This window comes from Natronohydrobacter thiooxidans, assembly GCF_001884735.1.
GTDB lineage: Bacteria > Pseudomonadota > Alphaproteobacteria > Rhodobacterales > Rhodobacteraceae > Roseinatronobacter > Roseinatronobacter thiooxidans_A.
In genome coordinates, this window is record NZ_MJAP01000001.1 from 77,324 (window position 1) to 97,026 (window position 19,703).

Genomic DNA, 19,703 nt, shown 5'->3' on the forward strand with positions numbered 1-19,703 from the left:
CCGCCCCTTGATCCGCATTGACCAGACGGATGGTATCTGGACCATCACCCTCGCGCGCCCCGACAAGGCCAATTCCCTGACCGCCGCGATGCTGGAACAGCTTTGCGACGCCATCGACGCCGCGACACAGGCGGGCGCGCGCGCGCTGATCCTGACCGGTGAAGGCCGCGTCTTCAGCGCCGGGGCCGATCTGGATGAGGCCCGCGCGGGGCTTGCCACCTCGCCGCTCTGGGAGAAGCTGTCGGGTCGGATCGCGCAGGCGGAATGCCTGAGCATTGCCGCGCTGAACGGCACATTGGCCGGGGGCGCTTTCGGCATGGCGCTGGCCTGTGACCTGCGGCTGGCTGTGCCCGAGGCGCGGTTTTTCTATCCGGTGATGAAACTGGGCTTTCTGCCGCAACCCTCGGATCCGGTGCGGATGGCTGCGCTGATCGGGCCTGCGCGTGCCAGGATGATCCTGATGGCGGGCGCCCGGATCGACGCCCAAGAGGCGCTGAACTGGGGTCTGATCGACCGTATCAGCGCGCCGGACCAGCTGCTTGCCGATGCCCGCGCCCTGTGCGCGGATGCGCAATCCGCCACAGCGGCGCATGTCGCTGCGATCAAACGCCTCATTCCGTGATATCGCGCTTTGCAGCGGGGCGCGCGCGGGATAGAAGCCCTGTCATGCAAGCCCTGATGCGCATATCACTGACCCTGGCGCTGGCGCTGTCTGTCGCGCTGGCCAGTATCGGCCATGCGCAGGCCCGCCATCAGTCGCTGGGCGCGACCGCGATGGTCATCTGCACCGGCTACGGGCTGGTGCGGATCACGCTGAATGCGGATGGCGAACCGGTCGAACTGACCCTGCCCTGCCCCGACTGTATCCTGACCCCGGCGGCGCTTCTGCCGGAGAGCACCCCGACCGCGCCGCCGGAGCTGCACCCTGCGCGCATGATCCTGACGCAGGGCGAAACCCTGCATCACCGGGGGTCTGCAGGTATCTGGCACCAGAGCCGCGCGCCCCCTGTCCCTGTCTGAGTCACACCGGAAACACTCTGAAACTCAGACGAAGGACATTCCCATGAAACGTCTCACACTTGCGGCGGCTTTTGCTGCCTTCACCGCCCTGCCCGCTTTTGCCTGCGAAGGCATTCATATTCATGACGCCTATGCGCGCGCATCGACGGCGATGTCGCAATCCGGCGCGGCCTTCATGCAGATCATCAATCACGGTGCGATGGATCGGCGCCTGATCGGCGCGCGCTCGGATGTCGCCGAGCGCGTCGAGATCCACACCCATATCGAGGATGATGCCGGGGTCATGCGCATGATCGAGATCGAAGCGGGCATCGTCATTCCCGCCGATGGCGCGCATCTGCTGGAACGCGGCGGCGACCATCTGATGTTTCTGGGCCTGACCCGCCCGCTGGAACAGGGCGATGAGATCACCGTGACCCTGATCTTCGAGGAAGGCGAGGATATGGAGGTCGTGATCCCGGTTGATCTGGAGCGCATGCCGGAGCATGGTGGCAGCCATTCGCACGACCATTCGCATGATCATTCCCATGGGCACAGCCGCGACTGACCCATCCTGAAAGCCACGCCATGCGCATTCTTTTCGTCTGTCTGGGCAATATCTGCCGGTCGCCGAGCGCGCATGGTGTGGTCCGGCATCACGCCGCGCAGGCGGGGCTGCGTGTTCGGGTCGATAGTGCCGGAACCGGCGGCTGGCACAGGGGCGATCCGCCGGACAGGCGGGCGATCAGGGCTGCCGCTGCGCGCGGATATGATCTGTCCGACCTGCGCGCGCGGCAGATCACAGCGGCGGATTTCACAAGCTTTGACCGGCTCTATGCCATGGACCGCCAGAATCTGCGGGATATCGAGGCCCTGCGCCCGGCGGGAAACACCACCCCGGCGGCGCTGTTTCTCGACCTGCTGGGCCCGCCGCAACAGGAGGTGCCCGACCCTTATTACGACAACAGCTTCGGGCGGATGCTCGATCTGATCGAGCGCGGCGCTGAGGCGCTGCTGCGCGATCTCATGCAAAAGGGCGCCACCCCGCAAGGAGTGCCGCCCCGTCAGCCGTAATCCGGCCGACTCTTAGCTGCAGCTGCGCTCCGCAGCTTCGCCAAAGGCGCGGTAGCGTGCCCAGAAAGCGTTGTCGCGGTCGCTCTTGGACATACGCACATCCTGCGCCAGTTGCGGATCGCGGAAAAAGCTGGCCGCGCGGCGCTGCTCGGAGCGCGTCAGGGTGCGCTGCGCCACGGAATCGATGCAGCGGCACAGGGCGCGGGTGGCTTGTTGCCGGTCAGAGCGCAGGCAGGCCGATTCAATCGGGCCGGCATTGGCGATGGCGGGAAGAAGCGGGGCTGCCAGAATGGCAAGGCTCGCGGCAAGAAGTGTCTTTCGCATGAGTCCCTCTCAGGTTTCGGTCCTGTCACGCTGTCGTCGGTTCTTTTGACCCCCCGTTCGGGCGACAACGATCACTGCCTCGGTTTATGCCGCGACAATAGCAGAATTCATGCCAGATTCGCCAACAGTTTCGCCGATTTGAGGCGAAGTGTCTCAGCCTGAAATCGCGCCGTGCACAGATATTGAGGAGTGTCTCAAACCGACCACCAAGGCTGGAATTTCGCGCCGGGCAGGGCGCCGGGTGATGAGCGGAAATCCGCTCAAATTCTGCTGCTCAGGCGGGCAGTTCGACCGCTGCCACAAAATTCGTCGAGAGAATCGCGAAACGCCCGGCGATGAATTCGCCTGCCGCGAAGCCCGGAACATCGGTATTCAGCTGCGCGCTGAACCGCCCGCCGCGCAGATCCATGATCAGCGTCAGGGCGTGGAACTCCAGCAAAGTCCGGCTGATCTGATATTGCGCCTTATAGACCGCTTCCTTGGCGCAGAAGATCAGCTTGGCGAAATGCCCGCGCTGCGACGGGCCCAGACTTGCCAGCCATTGCATCTCTTCCATGGTGCAGATCTCGGGCCAGAGTGCGGGTTCCAGCGGGGTCGAGGGTTCCAGATCCAGCCCCAAGGCCGCGATCTCGGGCGCGTCGGTGACAACGGCCAGACAATCGCGCTCCGTATGGCTGATCGAGCCTTGCAGCCCGACGGGCCAGACCGGGGCGCGGTCCTCGCCCTGCAGGACCGGGCGCGGCACCTGGCCCAGCATCTCCATCGCGGCGCGCGCCGCCGATCTGCCCGCAGCGAATTCACGCGCGCGTGCCGCCGTTACCTGCTCGATGGCCAGCACCTCGTCACCCATCAGGCGCGGCATCGGCGCGCGCGGGTCACTCCAGGCCATGGCCACGCGGTCCGAGAAGAGCGGCCGCGCGAATTCCGAGAAATCGAACTTCTGCTGGATCATCTGCGCCCCATCCTTTGCTCGCGCATCGCGCGTCTGCGCGCCATCGCATCCATCCGCCCCGCAGTCGCCCCCCCCTCTGGCGCAGGTTCAGGGGCAGTCGCACGCGCCTGCGCCAGTTTCGCCACCGGGGCCGAACTCACAGGGCGCTGCTTGCCATCCAGATGCCGCGCCAGATCGCCCAGCACCGGGAAGCGGAACACATCAGTGATCGACACGCCGGGCAGGTTCAGCCGCGCGCGGATCTCGCGATGCGCCTGCACCGCCAGCAGCGAATGGCCACCAAGGTTGAAGAAATTATCCGACGCGCTGACCTGTGCCAGCCCCAAGACATCGCACCAGATCTGCGACAGTTGCGCCAGCGTATCGCCGCCACCCTCTGCCACCACCGGCGCGGTTTCGGGCGCGCGGCTGATCTGCGGCGCGGGCAGCGCCTTGCGGTCGATCTTCCTGTTCGGTGTCAGCGGGAATTCCGCGACCGGCACCAGCGCCGAGGGCAGCATATGCGCAGGCAGGCTTTGCGCCAGCGCGGCGCGCAGATCACTGCCCGGCGTGCCGGTGTAATAGCCCACCAGCCGCTGATCGCCGGGTTGGTCCTCGCGCGCGATGACCACGGCTTGGGTGATCCCCGGTTGCGCTTCAAGCGTGGCCTCGATCTCGCCCAGCTCAATGCGGTGGCCACGGATTTTCACCTGATGGTCAACCCGGCCAAGGAAATCGATGCCGCCCGCCGCATTGCGCCGCACCAGATCGCCGGTGCGATAGAGCCGCCCCGGCCCGAAGGGATTGTCGATGAACCGCTCTTGGGTCAGGTCCGGGCGGTTCCAGTAGCCGCGCGTCACGCCCGCGCCACCGATCAGCAATTCGCCCTCAATGCCCACGGGCTCTTCGCGCAGATCCGCGCCCACCACATGCAGCGTGGTATTGGCAATCGGCGTGCCGATGCCCACGGTCCCCGCGCCGCCGCGCGTGAGACAGGTTGATGACCAGATCGTAGTCTCGGTCGGCCCGTACATATTCTGCACCGGCTGTCCGGTCAGACCCGCGATATCCTGCGCCAATGTGCCCGGCAGCGCCTCGCCGCCGATCATCACATGCGGCACCTGCGCCAGCGCCGTGCGCGCATCATCATTCATGCACAGCATCCGCGCCATCGAGGGGGTGCACTGGAAATGCGTGACCTTGTGGCGCAGGATCTGGGCGGCAATCGAATAGTCATCCTCGGGCAGATCCACCCCGGCATTTGACCGCCGCACCACTTCGGCCAGCGGATAGAGCCCTTCCAGCACCTGCTCGGAGGCAATACCATAGTCGATCAGACAGGCGACTTCATTGACGCCGATGGCCTTCAACTGCTCGACGCGCGCCAAGCAATCCTCGACTGTGCCAAAGAGGCCCGAATCCTCGAAATAGCGGTTGAAAGCATAGTCCAGAATCCCGTCCACCTCGTCCTGGCTCAAGGTGGAGAGGTCGATATCCATCGGGTTCTTCGCCCCCTCCGGCCGTTTGAAGGCCGGGAAGGCCCAGGCATATTGCTTGACCAGCGCGGCGGCCGCCTGCAGGTAGCTTTTCATCGGCCCGCGCGCCACTTCGCGGGCATGGTCGCGGTCGCGCGCCACGAATGTATGCAGCATCAGCGTGACCGTGAAATCCGCCGGGTCACGGCCCGTCTCGCGCAGGGCGTCGTGGTAGATCGCGATCTTCTCGGCCACTTCGGCAATCGACTGGCCCAGAAGATGGGTCAGCACATGCGCGCCCAGACGGCCCGCCTCGCGCCATGTCTCGGGGTTGCCGGCGGTGGTCAGCCAGATATTCAGCTCTTTCGATACCGGACGCGGCAGGGTCTGGATCGGCACCGGCCCGTCGCCCTTGTCGAATTCGACCTTCTCGCCGCGCCAGAGTTTGCGCACGGTCTCGATCGCCTCCATCATCGCGGGCTTGTTTTTGGGAACCTGATTTTCGGGGCGGATCACGAAATCGACCGGGTGCCAGCCCGAGGCAATCCCGATCCCGGTGCGCCCATTGGTCAGGTTGTCGATGACCGCCCATTCCTCGGCAATACGGATCGGATGGTGCAGGGGGGCCACGCAAGAGCCCGCGCGCACGGCCAGATTCTTCGTCACCGCTGCCACAGCCGCGCCGGTCACCGACGGATTCGGGAACGGCCCACCGAAAGCGTGGAAATGCCGCTCGGGCGTCCAGATGGCGCAGAAACCGTGCTCGTCGGCGAATTTCGCGCCTTCCAGCAGCAGGCGGTATTTCTGCGGCCCCTGCCCGTCATCATTGCCCCAATACATCAGGCTGAAATCCATGCCCTGACCAGAGACGCGCACCGGCCCTTTGGAGACCATCGCGCGATCCTCGTCGCCCATCAGCACGATCTTGAAGCCGCGCGCGAGGGTCCAGAACAGTTCCAGCACCGAAATGTCGAAACTCAGCGAGGTGACCGCCAGCCAGACCCCCGGCGGGTCGTGGCGGATGCGGTCATCCATACCGGCAAAGAAATTCGCGACATTGCCATGCTCGACCATCACCCCCTTGGGCAGGCCGGTCGAACCGGATGTATAGATCAGATAGGCAAGATCATCGGGGGTGACGCCGCTTTCGGGGTTGCTAGCGGGGGCGGCCGCCAGCCGGATATCGGTATCCAGTTGCAGGATATCGGCCTGATGCGCGGGCAGCACATCCAGCAGCGCATGTTCGGTCACGAGGACCGGCGCACCGGAATCGCTCAGGAAATGCGCCAGCCGGTCTGCGGGATAGCCGGGATCCATCGGCACATAGGCGCCCCCGGCTTTAAGGATGCCCAGCGCGCCGATGAGCAGCCCCGGCCCGCGCCTGACGCAGAGCGCCACAGGCGTATCCGGCCCCACGCCCATGCTGATCAGCACATGGGCCACGCGATTGGCGCGGGCGTTCAATTCGGCATAGGTCAGGGTCTGCGCTTCATGGCTCAGCGCCACCGCATCGGGTGTGCGCGCGGCCTGCGCCTCGAACGCGTGATGGATGCAAATCCGGTCATAGCTGCGGGTGGTGTCGTTCAGGTCGGGCACGCGCTCGCCGTTCAGATGTGCCACCATCCCCGCCACCAGCGCTGCGGCCTGATCTGCCGAAACCACCGCCGGGTCATGGCGCAGGCAGCCCGCGCCAAGGTCCAGCACCAGCGCGGCCTTTTCCGCCTCTGCCCCGTCACAGACCGCGACCGGCGGCGCGATCAGGACGCCAAGTTGCGGATCGCGCGCCGCGATATCGCGGGCGAAACCCGGCGCGCGGGCGGCAAGGTCCAGCTGGCGGGCAATTGCATCGTCAGACGCGGCCATATCCACGCGCAGGGGCACCCAGCCCGACAGGATCTCGGGCGCGTGCTGCATTGCGGCACTGACATAGCGCAGGTCAAAGGCGCGCAGGCCAAGCTGCACGGAGAGCGCCGCGCCGAAAGCCGCGATCAGGGCGGGTTCTTCGGCTTCGGGCAGGGCCAGAGGGGCGGAGGCCACCCCCGCCCCCAGATCCGCAGGCCGCATCTGCCGCAGGGCGGCGCGATAGGCCCCTTCGCCCGGCGCCACATGCGCTAGCGCCTGCGCAAAGCGCGGCTCTGGCGCGGGCAGCATGTCACCGACCGAGATCAGCGCATCCGGCGCGACCGGCAGTCCCTGCTGGCACAAAAGCCCCATGCAGACCAGCGCGCCCGCCGCGCAAGCCACGGTCACGCTATCGGCATCAACCGCCAGCACCTGCCCCGGCAGGCCCGCACCCTCGGCGACAGCGGCAGTGCTGACACAGACCACCTGCCCGCCAGGGCGCAGTTTCGGTGTGGTCAACGGGTTCCAGTAGGGGCCGTGATCCAGCGCGCGCACCAGCCGCGCCAGATCGGCGGACGGGCGGGTGAAATCCAGAAATCCGGCATGGTCGGGCCGGTCATCGCGTTTGCAGAGCGTCCGTTGCCCCGGATCCTGCGCAACCCCGGCCGCGCCCTGTTCCAGCGCCTCGACTAGCTCGGCGAAACTCTCGGACCCGGCCGCGAAACACTTGGCATTGATCGTCAGCGCAGTGTCATCCGCGTCAATCGCAAAACGCCGCGCGACCAGTACCGCGCCCTCATCCACGCCCGGCGTGATATGGTGCCAGGTGATGCCATGTGCGGCCTCGCCCGCGATCAGCGCCCAGACCGGTGCATTCAGCCCGGCATAGCGCGGCAGGGGGCCATCGTGGAAATTCACCGCCCCCTTGCGCGGCAGTGTCAGCACGTCCTGCCCCAGCAGATCCAGCCCCGCGATATTCAGCAGCCAGTCGAAAGACAGCCCTGCCAGCCGCTCTGCCAGACCTGTACCCGGCGCAACTACCGTGATCCCGCGCTGGCTGGCCCAGTCCGACAGGCGCGGGTTGCGCGTTGCAACCGCCGCGATCTCATGTCCGCGCGCCAGCCATTGCGCCCCACATTCCGCCAGAAGCGCCTCGTCCCCGATCAATACTGCACACAGGTTCTGCATCACTCTTACCTTTCGACGGGTGCCCCTTGCCCCCGTGGTCTGCCCTCACTGACCGTCGCGCGCGGCATGAGGTTTCGCCATGTCTGTGACACAAGATCGCGGAGAAAATATGGCGCGATCCGTTCCTCTTTGCGTTCCAGCAGGCGGCGCAGCTTCCAGATCGCCGCCCCCGCGAGATGCGCCAGCGTCACCGCCGCCAGATAGAACGCCCCGCCGCGCTTGCGGAAATAATGCGCGCGCGAGTCGAACCAGTAGCGCGGCTGACGTTTCCATTCCTTCATGCCGGTACTGACCGAGCCGATATGCACCACGCGCGCCTGCGGCAGATAGACACCGCGAAAGCCTGCATCCCTGATCCGGTGGCAGAGGTCGGTTTCCTCGAAATAGAGGAAAAACACCTCGTCAAAAAGGCCCGCGCGGTCGAGCACCCCCATCGGGAACATCACGCTTGCCCCCGCGCACCAGTCAATCTCGGTGGGCTGATCCGGCACGCCCATGGGCACGATATGGCGCGCGAGCAGCCGCGAGATCACGCCGGTATGCGCCGCGCCCTCGAACTCGGACCGGATCGAGGGGAAGCGGAAGGCCGTGACATGGGCCAGATCATCCTCGCCGCGCACATGGCTGCCGACGAAACCGCAATCGGGGTTTTCCAGCAGATAGTCCCGCAGCCGCGCAATCGCCTCGGGTTCGGGGAAGGCGTCCGAGTTCAGCAGATAGACGAAATCGGGCTTCGTGCCATCCGGCAGCCCGGCACGGATGCCGACATTATTGCCCGCACCAAAGCCGCCGTTATGCCCTGACTGGATCACCCGCACGCGCGGCCAGCCTGCGGTCGCCTTGACCAGCGCCTCAAATGAGCCGTCCTGACTGTCATTATCGACAATCGTGATCGCGCCTTCGATCCCTTCCATCGCCCTGACCGCAGTTTCCGCCGCGCGCAGGGTCATGTCTGCCGTGCGGTAGTTCAGGATGACTGTCAGAACGGTTGCACTCATTCCGCCGCCTCCTGCCTGCGCGGGGCGGCGCGCATCAGCGTGCGCAGCTTTGCCGCCAGCGCCCGGACATTCGGTTCCAGCACCATCGAATCGTGATCGCCGGGCACCTCGAATACCTGCAGCTTGGGCGCGAACTGGCGCCATTCATTATCGTCAAAGACATATTCCTTGCCCGCGCTGACCCAGGCACCGCCGGAGACCTGCCAATGCTTGTCGAGCGGCGGGCGGAAGAGGATCAGATTGCCATCCCAGGGCTGCACCTTGTAAGCGCCGACCGCCTGCCGGAAGGCCGCTTCAATCGCGGCATTATGGAAGGCATCGGCGCTGTCTGCCGCTGGCCCCTGCGCCAGATGCGCCTGCCATTCTTTGCGCGCGCGCCACCATTCCAGCGCATAGCCCGGCCCTTTGCGCCGGAACTCCGCGAGCTTTATCAATGCCTTGTCTTGCCGTGTGAGGCTCGGGCGCGCGGGCAGCGGCGTATCGAGCAGCACCACCATCTCGACCGTCTCGCCTGCCGCTTCCAACTGCCGCGCGATCTCATAGGCCGTGATCCCGCCGCCCGAGAAACCGCCCAGCAGATAGGGGCCATGCGGCTGGACCTGCTGCATCTCGGCAATATAGTCGCGCGCGGCATCCTCGATCCGGTCATGCGGGGCCTCGCCCCCGAAAAGCCCGCGCGCCTGCAAGCCATAGAAGGGCCGCTCGCGCCCCAGAAGCGTGGCCAGATGGCGTAGGTTCAGCACATTGCCGAACATGCCCGCGACAAGGAAGAAGGGTGTTTCCGGGCCGCCCTCGCCCTCATGCATCGGCACCAGATGGGTGAAGCGCCGCCGCTTGGGCATTTCGTGCACTTCTGCCCCGCCATCGAGCGAAGCGCCTGTCACCTCTGCCACCATCGCGGCGCAGGCGGAAATCGTGGGGGCCTCGAACAGCACGGAAATCGGGAATTCGACGCCGAATGCCTTTTTCACCTGCGCAAACAGCCGCACCGCGATCAGCGAATGGCCGCCCAGATCGAAGAAATTATCCTCAACCCCGATCTGCTCGATGCCCAGAAGTTCGGCCCAGAACCCGGCCAGCATGCGCTCGACATCATTGCGCGGGGCAACATAATCGGTGCCCAGATCGGGCCGCTCGAATTTCGTGTCGCCGCCTGCGCGCGTGCTCTCGCTTTCCACCTGCGCGATCAGCGCCCTGGGGTCGATCGAGGAGACCACCACTGGCGACACACCACTGGCCAGCGCCCGCAGGAAGGCCTCGCCCCCTTCGCGCGGGGTGATCCCCAGCGCCAGCATGTCGCGCAGGCGTTCTTCGGCGGGGGACAGCGTTGTGCTTTGGGCCGGGCCGTCGCGTTCAAGCTCTGACGCGCGGATGGGGGGCGCATCAGCGAAGCCGCCGGCCTCCAGCCGTTTGATGGTGAAGCGGGTGATCTCGGCCACGACCGTCCCGTCCGGCGCGGCCAAAGTGATGTCGAAACTGGCAAACCCCGGTTCCGGTTCGGGGCGCAGGCGTACATGGCTGAACACCTCGCCGGGCAGATCGCCCCAGACGCGCAACCGGCCATAGGAGAGCGGCACCCAGAGATGCGCACCCTGATACGACGGGATCAGTTCCATCGCCCAGCCGGTTGCCAGATCCATCAGCGCCGGATGCAGCACATGGCCTGCGTCCAGATCGCCGCGATAGGGGGCGGGCAGGGACAGTTGCGCCAGACCTTCGCCCTGACCAAAGGCCATGCGGGTCAGCACCCGCCAGCGCGGGCCGAAATTCAGATGCGCCTCTTGCGGGCTGGTCAGCCCCTGCCCTTCGCGGGGGCTACCCATGCGCGCGGCAATCGCGCCCAGATCCAGCGCCGCCGGGGCCGCATCCCTGATCAGCCCAAGCTGCGCCTGTGCGTTCAGCACGAAGCCTTTTGCGCCGCCCTGCATCACATCGCTGCGCAGGGCAAAATCATAGCCCTCTGCCGTGCGCGCGAGCGTCGCGCGGATCTCGCGCGGCCCCGGCACCGAAAGCGCACGGAAGAAATAGAGATCGCGGATTTCAAACGCGCCCATCTCGCCCTGCGCGCGCAGCGCCTGCGCGGCAAGGTCCAGAACCCCGGTGCCGGGCAGCACCGCCGCGCCGTCCTTGGTGCGGTGCTCATCCACGATCCAGTCGGCGGGGGTGATATGCTTGACCAGCCGCCGGTTGCCCTTCGGATCGAAGCCCATCTCGTCATAAAGCGGCATTGCGCAGGGCGTCATCGGGGCTGAAGGTGTGGTGCCCAGCCGAACCGCCATCGCCTCGGCGGCCATTCCGGCTTCGGCCCAGATGCCCCAGTTCAGCGCGATAACTTTCGTGCGTCCGCCCACACGCGACCGGGCAAAGGCGTTCAGATATTCATTGGCGGCGACATAATCGACCTGCCCCACCGGTGCCGTGAGCGTCGAGGTCGAGGCGAAGAGCACCATCGCCTGCAGCGCCCCGTCCGGCAGGAGCGCGTCAATCACCTGCAGCCCGTGCAGCTTGGGCGCAAAGACTTCCTCGATATCGCCGGTGGATTTCGCCAGCAGCGGCGCATCCGCGATATGCCCTGCGGCATGGATCAGCCCATAGGGCTTGCCCAGCGCCGCCTCGGCCCCGGTCAGGGCCGCGCGCATCTCGTCAATGTTGCAGACATCGGCCACGGCGACATGGATCTGACCGCCCAGCGCCTCCAGCCGCTCGATGGCCATGATCCGGCGTGTCGTTGCCTCCTGCGGGCCGTGATCGGCCTGCCAGGCGGCCCAATCGGCGCGCGCGGGCAAGGGCGTGCGCGCCAGCAGCGTGATCTTTGCCCCGAACCGGGTGATCAGCTCCTCGGCCAGTGTCAGCCCGATCCCGCCGAAGCCGCCGGTAATCAGCCAATGCGCGCCCTGGGGCATCTCTGGCAGGCGCGCGTCCAGCCTCAAAGCGCGCAAGACCTGCGCGTAGCGTTTGCCCTTGCGGATCAGCGCTGTGCCATTGCCGGGCGTGGCGCAAAGCTCTTCCAGCAGGGCTGTCGTATCGGCGCTGGCGTCAATATCGAGCGTGGCGCATGTCAGCCCCGGCATTTCACGCGGGCCAACCCGCGCTGGCCCTGCGATCATCGCCTTTTCGGGATGGCGCAGCGCCTCGCCCTCCAGCGCCTGCGCGCCATTGGTCACGATGGTCATATGCACCGGCAGCGGCAGGCTTTCGCTTTGCATCGCTTGCGCGAGGAACAGGAGCGAGTAGAAACCCTGTTCGATATTGCGATGCAGGAAGCTGGAACCCGGCCGGAAGCTTTCGCGCCCTGTCACCAGCCAGAAATGCGCGATCCTTGTGGGCGCGATCCCAGCCGCCACCAGTTCCGCGATCAGCCGCGCATAGGCGTCGCGGCCATGTTCGGGCGCAAGCGTATAGAGCCCGTCGGATTTGCGCGCAAACGTATCGCCTGCGCGCAGTTCCACCACCCTTTGCCCGGCCGCGCGCAGCGCCGCGATCACCGGGGCGGCGATGCCAGTTTCATCGGCGAAGATCAGCCATGTGTCCGACAGCGTGCCCAGATCGCGCGTCACATCCAGATCGCAATCGGCATAGGCGGGCTTCCAGCCTAGCCGCGTGCCCCAATCGCGCGTGTCCTCCAGCCGTTCCAGCATGGGCGCGTCCGCCTGCGCCGCCTGCCCCGGTTCGATGAAGAAGCGCTGGCGCTGGAACGGATAGGTGGGCAGGCTGACGCGGCGGCGCCGCGCCTCGCCCCAGATCTGGCCCCAGTCGAATGTGCCCCCCAAGGCCCAGATTCGCGCCAGAACCACCAGATGATAGAGGTCATCGGCGATCTCTTCCTCGGGGTGGCGCAGGGCCGAAAGCACCTGCTGCCCCGGCACCGCCCCATGCATCCGCGCGAGCGAGGACAGCGCCTTGCCCGGTCCCATCTCGATATAGATACGGTTTTTCCGCGTGCTCAGGGTCTGCACACAATCGCCGAACCGCACCGTATTGCGCAGATGCTGGACCCAGTATTCCGGGTCCATCGCCTGTTCCGGCGTCAGCTCGACCCCCGTGCGGTTCGAGATGATCGGGATTTGCGGCGCCTGCAGCGGGATCGAGCGCAAATAGGCGCGGAAGCGCTCAAGGATCGGCTCCAGCATGCGGCTATGGGCGGCGATATCAATCGCCACACGCTGCGGTGTGATCTCATCGGCGCGCAGGGCGGCCTCCAGCCCCTCCAGCGCGGCTTGCGGGCCGGAAATCACCGTCAGCTCCGGCGCGTTCAGCGAGGCGATGTCGTGATCATCGCCCAGATAGGGCTGCAGGGCGTCCAACGACAGCGGCACCGAGAGCATGCCCCCCGCAGGCACCGTATCGAAAAGCTGCCCGCGCAAGAGGACCAGCCCGATACAATCCTCGAAACTCATCACCCCCGCCAGACAGGCGGCGGTGTTTTCACCCATCGAATGGCCGACCAGCACCGCAGGGCTGACCCCCCAGCCGATGAACATCTGCGCCAGCGCCACTTCGGTGATCAGGATCAGCGGCAATTGCACCGAAGGGCGCTTCAGCGCCGCTTCCGCCGCGGCCTCTTGCCCTGGTTCGGGCAGCCAGAGCGCGCGGATGTCATAGTCGAGCTTCGGCTCCAGATACGCGAGCCCCCGATCCATCCATTCCGCGAAAACCGGCTCGGTCTCGTAAAGCTCGCGCGCCATGCCCGCATATTGCGCGCCGCCGCCGGGGAACATGAAGGCGATATCGGGCTGATCGAGCGCGGTATGGCTGAACACCCGGCGCGGCGCGTCCTCCGTCAGCAGTTGCGCGGCCTCCTCATGGCTTTCGGCCACGACAACCCGGCGCTGGTCGAAGGCCATGCGCCCTTCTTTCAGCGTATAGGCCACATCGGCGAGCGGCTGATCAGGGTGAGCCGCGAGATGTGCCGCCAGATTGCGCGCCGCATCGTTCAGCGCCGCTTTCGACTTGGCCGAAAGTGTCAGTATCTGGAACGGCCAGTCGCTTTCTTCCGACGCGGCGACGGCGGGCGCTTCTTCCAGCACGACATGCGCATTGGTCCCGCCCACGCCCAGCGAGTTGACGCCCGCGCGCAAGGGGCCATCCCCTTGCCATGGCGTCAGACGGTCATTGACCAGAAACGGGCTGTGCTCGAAATCAATCGCCGGATTGGGGGCTTCATATCCCAGCGAGGGCGGCAATTCGCGGTGATGCAGCGCGCTTGCGACCTTGATCAGCGACGCCACCCCGGCGGCGGTGTCCAGATGCCCGATATTGGTCTTGACCGACCCGATCCGGCAGAAGCCGCGCTTTTCGCTGTCGAAAGCCTGCGTCAGTGCCGCGACTTCAATCGGATCGCCCAGGTAGGTGCCGGTGCCGTGGCATTCGATATAGCTGATCGTTTCGGCCTCGACGCCCGCGACCATATGCGCCTCGGCCACGGCCTTGGCCTGCCCCTCGACCGAAGGGGCCAGATAGCCCGCTTTCTGCGCGCCGTCATTGTTGATCGCGGACCCCTTGATCACGGCGAAAATCTGGTCGCCATCGGCCAGCGCATCTTCCAGCCGCCGCAGCACCACCGCGCCTGCGCCCGAGCCGAACACCGTGCCTTGCGCGCGATGGTCAAAGGCATGGCATTCGCCATCAGGCGAGAGGATCTCGTTTTCCTTGAACAGATAGCCGCGCCCCTGCGGCAGTTCGATGGTGACACCCCCCGCCAGCGCCATGTCGCATTCGCCGGTCAGAAGCGCCTGCACCGCATAATGCACCGCCACCAGCGAGGTGGAACAGGCGGTCTGCACATTCACCGAAGGGCCGTGCAGATCGAAGATATGGCTGACGCGGGTTGAGAGGAAATCCTTGTCATTGCCGGTATGGCGCAGCAGGAACATGCCCACATCCTCGACCAGATGCGGGTTCGAGCAGATGTTGAAATAGAAATAGCTGCCCATGCCGCAGCCCGCGAACACGCCCACCGGGCCGGGAAAGCCGCGCGGCGGATGGCCTGCGTTTTCAAACGCCTCCCATGCCACCTCAAGGAACTGGCGATGCTGCGGGTCAAGGATCGCGGCCTCTTTCGGCGAAAAGCCGAAGGCCTCGGGGTCGAACTCGGCAAACCCGTCCAAGGGCGCGGCATAGGGGACGTAATTCGCCGCCCGCATCTTCGCCGGGCTTTCGCCTGCCGCCAGCAATTCGGCCTCGGTCAACTGCCTGATGGACGAGCGGCCTGCGCGCAGGTTCTCCCAGAAAGTAGCGACAGACTCCGCCCCCGGCAAATGCGCCGCCATCCCGATGATGGCGATATCCGTGTCTCGGCTCATGATTTTGCGTCCTGAAACTGTCGTGCAGAAAGGTTTTTGATCCGTGCGCCCGACAACAGCCCGTCACGCGGTAGAGTGTCGAAGCGGCGCGCGCGTGTATCGCGCAAGCGGGCGCGTTGCAACTCGGCATGGCCCAGCAATGCCCCCGCCAGCAGCCATGTCAGCGGCACAAGTGTGGCATTGGGCAGCAAATCGACCAGATTGGCCCCCAGCAGCAGCGCACAGACACCGACCGGCAGCGGCACCTGCGCCGCCGGGACGCGCCGATAGGCCCAGTAGAGCGCAAAGAGCGGCAGGCAGAGCAACCCGAATGTGCCCAGATAGCCCAGCCAGCCATATTGCCCGATCACGATCACCCACATGCCGTCCGAGATGGTCACGATCTCGCCCGACATCGGATCGCGGATCAGGTTGCGGCCCCAACCGCCCCAGCCGACCAGCGGCTTTTCCCAGGCATGGGCCAGCAGCAGATCCTCGTTGTCAAAGCGGAATTCCAGCGATTGCGCGCGCTCGGGGCGGGTCTGGTACAGATATTCGACAAAGGCCCCGGTCGGCACCAGCCCGGCCCCGCGCAAGAGCGGATAGATCATCGTCACAGCCGCCAGCGCCGCCGCCACGCGCAGATGCATCTTGGCGCTGAACACCAGCACCAGCGGCGCAAGTGCCAAGAGGATCATGCGCGGCCCCATGCTTTTGCACAGCCACACAATGACCACCAGATAAAGCGCGATCAGCACCTTTTTGGTGCGCTCCTGCGGAAGTGCCTCGCGCGCGAAATAGAGCGCCGAGACCGCACAAAGCACGGCGAAGAAGGCCACCCACAGCCCATGCGGCATGAACACGATGGGCCGGAAGCCACCTTCGCGGATCATCTGGCCGAAATCATGCTGGAAGAAGCCATAGACCCAGGTGTGAAGCTGCGGGCTGACGCGCATCTCGAACAGCATCGGCAGCGAATAGATCAGCCCGGCAATGACCAGCGCGCGCATCAGCTCGACCAGCGCGGCCTCTGAGGCCAGCAGCTTGCGCGCCATGAAGAAGGGCAGCACCAGAATGAGCGACCGCACCAGCGCCGAGACGGAATCGTAGATCCGCATCCCCGGCAGGACGGTTTCCTGCTCGATCACGATCCGCAGCCGACCCATGTCGATCCCGCCGAAATGCAGCGCGTCACTATTGGCAAAGACCGAGGCCACAGGTGACAGGACCAGCAAGCCGGTCAGGATCTTGCCGAAAGTCCCCTCGGGCAGGAAGGAAAAGCGCATCTGCAGCAGCATCACGCAGACCGCAAAGGCGGTCAGATTCGGGATCGAGGATTTGTCGAAGGCCGGGATCATCGGCAGGTTGAACTCGGTCGCTTCCGGCAACAGCATGTAGCCGCCCAGAATTGCCCAGATGAAGGCGCGCTCGGGCGGCATCTTGCGGAACATCCACAGAATCGCAACCGGCCAGAGCAGAAGCACCAGATAGGCAATCGGGTTTGGCATGAGTGGCGCGCCCCCCGCTACAATGCCTGCTGCGACAACAGGATCGCCGCGAGCGCCAGAATGAACAGGCAGGCCCCGGCGATCCAGCCCAGCCAGATTTTCCGCCGCTCGCCCGGCATGACCAGTTCCGGCAGCACCAGAACCGGGCGCATGCCCAGTTCACGCTCGACCTGCCGCGCGCTGCGCAGGGCCGGACGCAACAGCTCCAGCGCGAAGGCCCCGATCACCCCGAGGATCACCCCGGCAGCCGCGCCCATCATCACCGTGCGCTTTTTCGAGCGCGAAATCGGATATTCGGGAACCGTGGCTTCCTCGACCAGCTCGAATGTAGCGCTTTGCGAATCCGCTTCCAGCCGCAAGGCCGCCTCGGCGGCAGAGACCTGCCCCGAGATCTCGCGCAGCCGGTCCTGCAGCCGCGCCTCGCGCTCGGTCAGGATCGCGAGTTCCCGCTCGGCCTGCGCGACGCGTTGGAAAAAGGGCTCGAACTCGGCCTGCTGCGCGAGCAGCCGCTGCAACTCGGCATTGCGCACGGCGATCAGATCGCGCAACTGCGCCTGCCGCCGCTGCGAGGTATTCTGCTCCACAAGCGTCGAAAGTTCCGATTCGGCCGCCGTGATATCGCGCCGCGCGTCCTGAATATCGCTGACGATCTGGCTCAGTTCGGTGCGGCGCACATCGGCGTTGAAGGACATCACATCGTAATTCTGCGCCATGAACAGGCGCGATTCTTCCTGCAATGCCCGCAATTCGGTATTCAGCCGCGTCTGTTCGGTCTGCAGGAATTGCAGCGTCTGACGCGCCCGCGCGGTGCGCCCCGCGCCGGTTTCGGCAATGACCATTTCAGCCAGTTCATTGGCGATCGCCGCCGATTTCGGCCCGGTATCCGCCCGCGCCATGATGATCATCGACGCGAGCGAGCCATCCGAGCCGAACCCCACAGTCACAGCCGCCTGCGACATCAGCGTGATCGAGGCGCGCATCAGATCCGCACGCTCCTGCGCCGGTCGCCCGAGGAACATCTCGTAATCATCCGCCAGACGCAGCATCGTCTCGCGCGAGGTCAGGCGTTGCTCGATCAGCTGCATCAGCCGCGCTGCATTGCCGCCCGAGGCATTGCCCACCGCCGTATCGGCCACTGCCTCGACCCGCGTCGAGAGCACCGAAACCGCCTGAAAGACCGGGGCGCTGCGCAGCGCGACCAGCACACTTAGAAGCAGGGCCACGCCCAGCGCCAGCACGATCAGCGCCATGCGGCGGCGCAGGAAATCGCGCAATTCCTGAAAGGACTGGATCGGACCCATCTTGACGTTTCTCTCGCTTCCGCTCGGGCAGGTTCAGATCTGCTCACTGCCACTGTAATTGTTCAGGATTACCCCCAGAAATTCGGTCTGCCCGCTCAGCAATCTTTCGCAGGCCAGCATCTCCTCGGCGCGGGTGCGGCGGCTGTCGGCGATCAGCAGCACCGCATCAAGCTGACTGCACATGCTCAGCGCCAGATCGCCCTGCAAAAGCGGGGGCAGGTCGCAGATGATCATGTCAGGCGCATAGTGATCGGTGAGTTCGGCCAGCGTCTCGGCCAGATCATCCACTGAGAACCCCCAGCCGCCCGGCAGTTCGGCCCCGGCCTGCCCGAAGCCCAGCGCCACTGTATCCGTCAGCCGCTGCAGACAGGCTTCCGGCGCGGCGTCACCCTGCAACAGATCAAGGACGGACGCAGCCGGTGCCAGCTCGAAATAGCGCTGCAGCGCGGGCGCGGCCGGGTTCAGATCCAAACCGATCCCCCGCAGACCGCCCCGTCGCGCGAGCGCGGAAATCAGCCCCGCCGCCACGAAAGAGGCGCCCGCACCCGCAGCAGGGGCCGAAATGCCCAGTGTGATCAGATTGCGCTGGCGGAAATTCTGGACAAGCTGCGTGCGCAGCAGATCGAAACGGGACATCACGTCCCGGTCATGCGCCAGGGCGTTGAACTGGCGGGTTTTGCGGTCATGATCCTGATCCGGCACGCCGCGCGGTAGCGCCTGCCAATTGGCATCGATCACGCTCTGGCGCTGCGCCGAGCGGCCTCGGGTCTGACCGGCGCGACGCAATTCGCGATGCCCCGACAGCGCGAGCGAACGGCGCGCCAAAGCGGCCTCGCCCGCCGGGGCGGGCGGGGCATGGCTCATCAGCTTTTCCAGACGCCGCGTGTCAACCATCTCTAGACCTGATTCCAAATATCGGCCGAAAACAGGTAATTGTTTCCAGCGCACAATCTATTATCAGATTTTTAAGCGGTTTGACGACGACTTTAAGGCAAAACCAAGGCAGCGTTCTGTCACGTTACCTTGTGATGCCCTCCAGCGCCCGGCAAGGGCGCAGGGGGGGATCAGCGACGGCGCGCCGTGGTTTCGGCGGTGATGTTGAACAACCGCGCTGAAAGATTGCCGCCGAAGGTCAGTTCACCCAGAATCACGGTGGTTTCCGCCCCGGTATCGTCGCGGATCACCCATTGGCGCAGCTCGGTCGGATTGGCCGAAAAGATCAGCCGGATCGAGCCATATTGCGGATTCTCCGGATCCTGCGCCACCACAGTCGTGGTGGTGCCGTCATCAGTATGGCCGACAATCATGCGCCGGTTCGAGAAATCGACATTCTGTTCCAGAATCAGGTTCAGCGGCGTCTGGCGCAGCGGATACTGGTTCGGCCCCTGATTGGAACGACCGTCAAACACCGCGACCTGTCCGCCGCCGGCCATGACCAGCGACTGTTCCGGCGGGTTATATTCAAAGCGCACACGGCCGGGCCTGCGCATGAACATGCGCCCGGTCGAGATGCTCCCATCCGGGTTGATCTGGGTGAAATCCGCCTGCGCCGTGGAGAAGCTGTTGAAATAGCGTGACAGCTCGTTCAGCGGGATCCGCTGGGCGAAGGCGGGGGAGGCCAGCGCGAAGGCGGGCAGCGACAACAGAAGGGTACGGCGTGAAATACTCATACCGGTTACATAGCGGTTTCTCGGAACTTCGGAAGACAGGATCTGCTCACGCAGGCAACACAAGGCAGAGAGTTGCCGAGATCTGCGCGTAGGGTGCGTGCTACAGCACGCA

At 65.4% G+C, this 19,703-nt stretch carries 13 protein-coding genes; 4 read left to right on the plus strand and 9 right to left on the minus strand.

Annotated features, from left to right (window positions below; translation table 11 throughout):
* Positions 1-7: 7 nt before the first annotated feature.
* Genes BG457_RS00380 through BG457_RS00395 form a run of 4 tightly spaced genes read left to right on the plus strand, consistent with a single transcriptional unit; the run spans position 8 to position 2,073 of the window.
* Complete coding sequence (locus tag BG457_RS00380) at positions 8-622, plus strand: enoyl-CoA hydratase/isomerase family protein (protein WP_071794960.1); 615 nt, start codon at positions 8-10, stop codon at positions 620-622.
* Positions 623-666: 44 nt separating this feature from the next.
* A complete protein-coding gene (locus BG457_RS00385; protein ID WP_071794961.1) occupies positions 667-1,020 on the plus strand; it encodes a hypothetical protein in 354 nt (117 codons plus the stop codon).
* Between the two features lie 43 nt (positions 1,021-1,063).
* Positions 1,064-1,567 (plus strand): copper chaperone PCu(A)C, encoded by a 504-nt coding sequence (locus tag BG457_RS00390; protein ID WP_071794962.1) that lies wholly within the window; start codon positions 1,064-1,066, stop codon positions 1,565-1,567.
* Between the two features lie 20 nt (positions 1,568-1,587).
* Positions 1,588-2,073 carry a low molecular weight protein-tyrosine-phosphatase gene (locus BG457_RS00395; RefSeq protein WP_071794963.1) on the plus strand — a complete coding sequence of 162 codons (486 nt, stop codon included), beginning with the start codon at positions 1,588-1,590 and terminating at the stop codon, positions 2,071-2,073.
* A 12-nt stretch (positions 2,074-2,085) separates the two neighbouring features.
* Here the strand turns inward: BG457_RS00395 and BG457_RS00400 are convergent, their stop codons facing one another.
* From BG457_RS00400 to BG457_RS00440, 9 genes are all read right to left on the minus strand, one after another.
* Complete coding sequence (locus BG457_RS00400) at positions 2,086-2,397, minus strand: hypothetical protein (RefSeq protein ID WP_071794964.1); 312 nt, start codon at positions 2,395-2,397, stop codon at positions 2,086-2,088.
* A gap of 274 nt (positions 2,398-2,671) precedes the next feature.
* Positions 2,672-3,349, minus strand: a complete 678-nt coding sequence (locus BG457_RS00405) for a 4'-phosphopantetheinyl transferase family protein (protein ID WP_071794965.1) — start codon at positions 3,347-3,349, stop codon at positions 2,672-2,674.
* Positions 3,346-7,833: a MupA/Atu3671 family FMN-dependent luciferase-like monooxygenase gene (locus tag BG457_RS00410; RefSeq protein WP_071794966.1), complete on the minus strand. Its 4,488-nt coding sequence runs from the start codon at positions 7,831-7,833 to the stop codon at positions 3,346-3,348. The genes BG457_RS00405 and BG457_RS00410 overlap by 4 nt, the downstream gene beginning before the upstream one ends.
* 5 nt (positions 7,834-7,838) lie before the next feature.
* On the minus strand, positions 7,839-8,831 hold the full coding sequence (locus BG457_RS00415; protein WP_071794967.1) for a glycosyltransferase family 2 protein: 993 nt from the start codon (positions 8,829-8,831) through the stop codon (positions 7,839-7,841).
* Positions 8,828-15,133 (minus strand): type I polyketide synthase, encoded by a 6,306-nt coding sequence (locus tag BG457_RS00420; protein ID WP_071794968.1) that lies wholly within the window; start codon positions 15,131-15,133, stop codon positions 8,828-8,830. Before BG457_RS00420 ends, BG457_RS00415 begins: the two co-directional genes overlap by 4 nt.
* Complete coding sequence (locus BG457_RS00425) at positions 15,130-16,620, minus strand: hypothetical protein (RefSeq protein ID WP_071794969.1); 1,491 nt, start codon at positions 16,618-16,620, stop codon at positions 15,130-15,132. Before BG457_RS00425 ends, BG457_RS00420 begins: the two co-directional genes overlap by 4 nt.
* Before the next feature lie 17 nt (positions 16,621-16,637).
* Positions 16,638-17,921 (minus strand): GumC domain-containing protein, encoded by a 1,284-nt coding sequence (locus tag BG457_RS00430; protein ID WP_071794970.1) that lies wholly within the window; start codon positions 17,919-17,921, stop codon positions 16,638-16,640.
* Positions 17,922-17,954: 33 nt separating this feature from the next.
* Positions 17,955-18,815, minus strand: coding sequence for a P-loop NTPase family protein (locus BG457_RS00435; protein WP_071794971.1), 861 nt, complete (start codon positions 18,813-18,815; stop codon positions 17,955-17,957).
* Positions 18,816-18,985: 170 nt separating this feature from the next.
* A complete protein-coding gene (locus BG457_RS00440) occupies positions 18,986-19,591 on the minus strand; it encodes a LolA family protein (RefSeq protein ID WP_071794972.1) in 606 nt (201 codons plus the stop codon).
* Between the last annotated feature and the right edge of the window lie 112 nt (positions 19,592-19,703).

Bases quoted from the DNA above. Each gene is read 5' to 3' on its own strand.
- BG457_RS00385 (WP_071794961.1), top strand. From the start codon at position 667: ATGCAAGCCCTGATGCGCATATCACTGACCCTGGCGCTGGCGCTGTCT.
- BG457_RS00390 (WP_071794962.1), top strand. From the start codon at position 1,064: ATGAAACGTCTCACACTTGCGGCGGCTTTTGCTGCCTTCACCGCCCTG.
- BG457_RS00395 (WP_071794963.1), top strand. From the start codon at position 1,588: ATGCGCATTCTTTTCGTCTGTCTGGGCAATATCTGCCGGTCGCCGAGC.
- BG457_RS00400 (WP_071794964.1), bottom strand. From the start codon at position 2,397: ATGCGAAAGACACTTCTTGCCGCGAGCCTTGCCATTCTGGCAGCCCCG.
- BG457_RS00405 (WP_071794965.1), bottom strand. From the start codon at position 3,349: ATGATCCAGCAGAAGTTCGATTTCTCGGAATTCGCGCGGCCGCTCTTC.
- BG457_RS00410 (WP_071794966.1), bottom strand. From the start codon at position 7,833: ATGCAGAACCTGTGTGCAGTATTGATCGGGGACGAGGCGCTTCTGGCG.
- BG457_RS00415 (WP_071794967.1), bottom strand. From the start codon at position 8,831: ATGAGTGCAACCGTTCTGACAGTCATCCTGAACTACCGCACGGCAGAC.
- BG457_RS00420 (WP_071794968.1), bottom strand. From the start codon at position 15,133: ATGAGCCGAGACACGGATATCGCCATCATCGGGATGGCGGCGCATTTG.
- BG457_RS00425 (WP_071794969.1), bottom strand. From the start codon at position 16,620: ATGCCAAACCCGATTGCCTATCTGGTGCTTCTGCTCTGGCCGGTTGCG.
- BG457_RS00430 (WP_071794970.1), bottom strand. From the start codon at position 17,921: ATGGGTCCGATCCAGTCCTTTCAGGAATTGCGCGATTTCCTGCGCCGC.
- BG457_RS00435 (WP_071794971.1), bottom strand. From the start codon at position 18,815: ATGGTTGACACGCGGCGTCTGGAAAAGCTGATGAGCCATGCCCCGCCC.
- BG457_RS00440 (WP_071794972.1), bottom strand. From the start codon at position 19,591: ATGAGTATTTCACGCCGTACCCTTCTGTTGTCGCTGCCCGCCTTCGCG.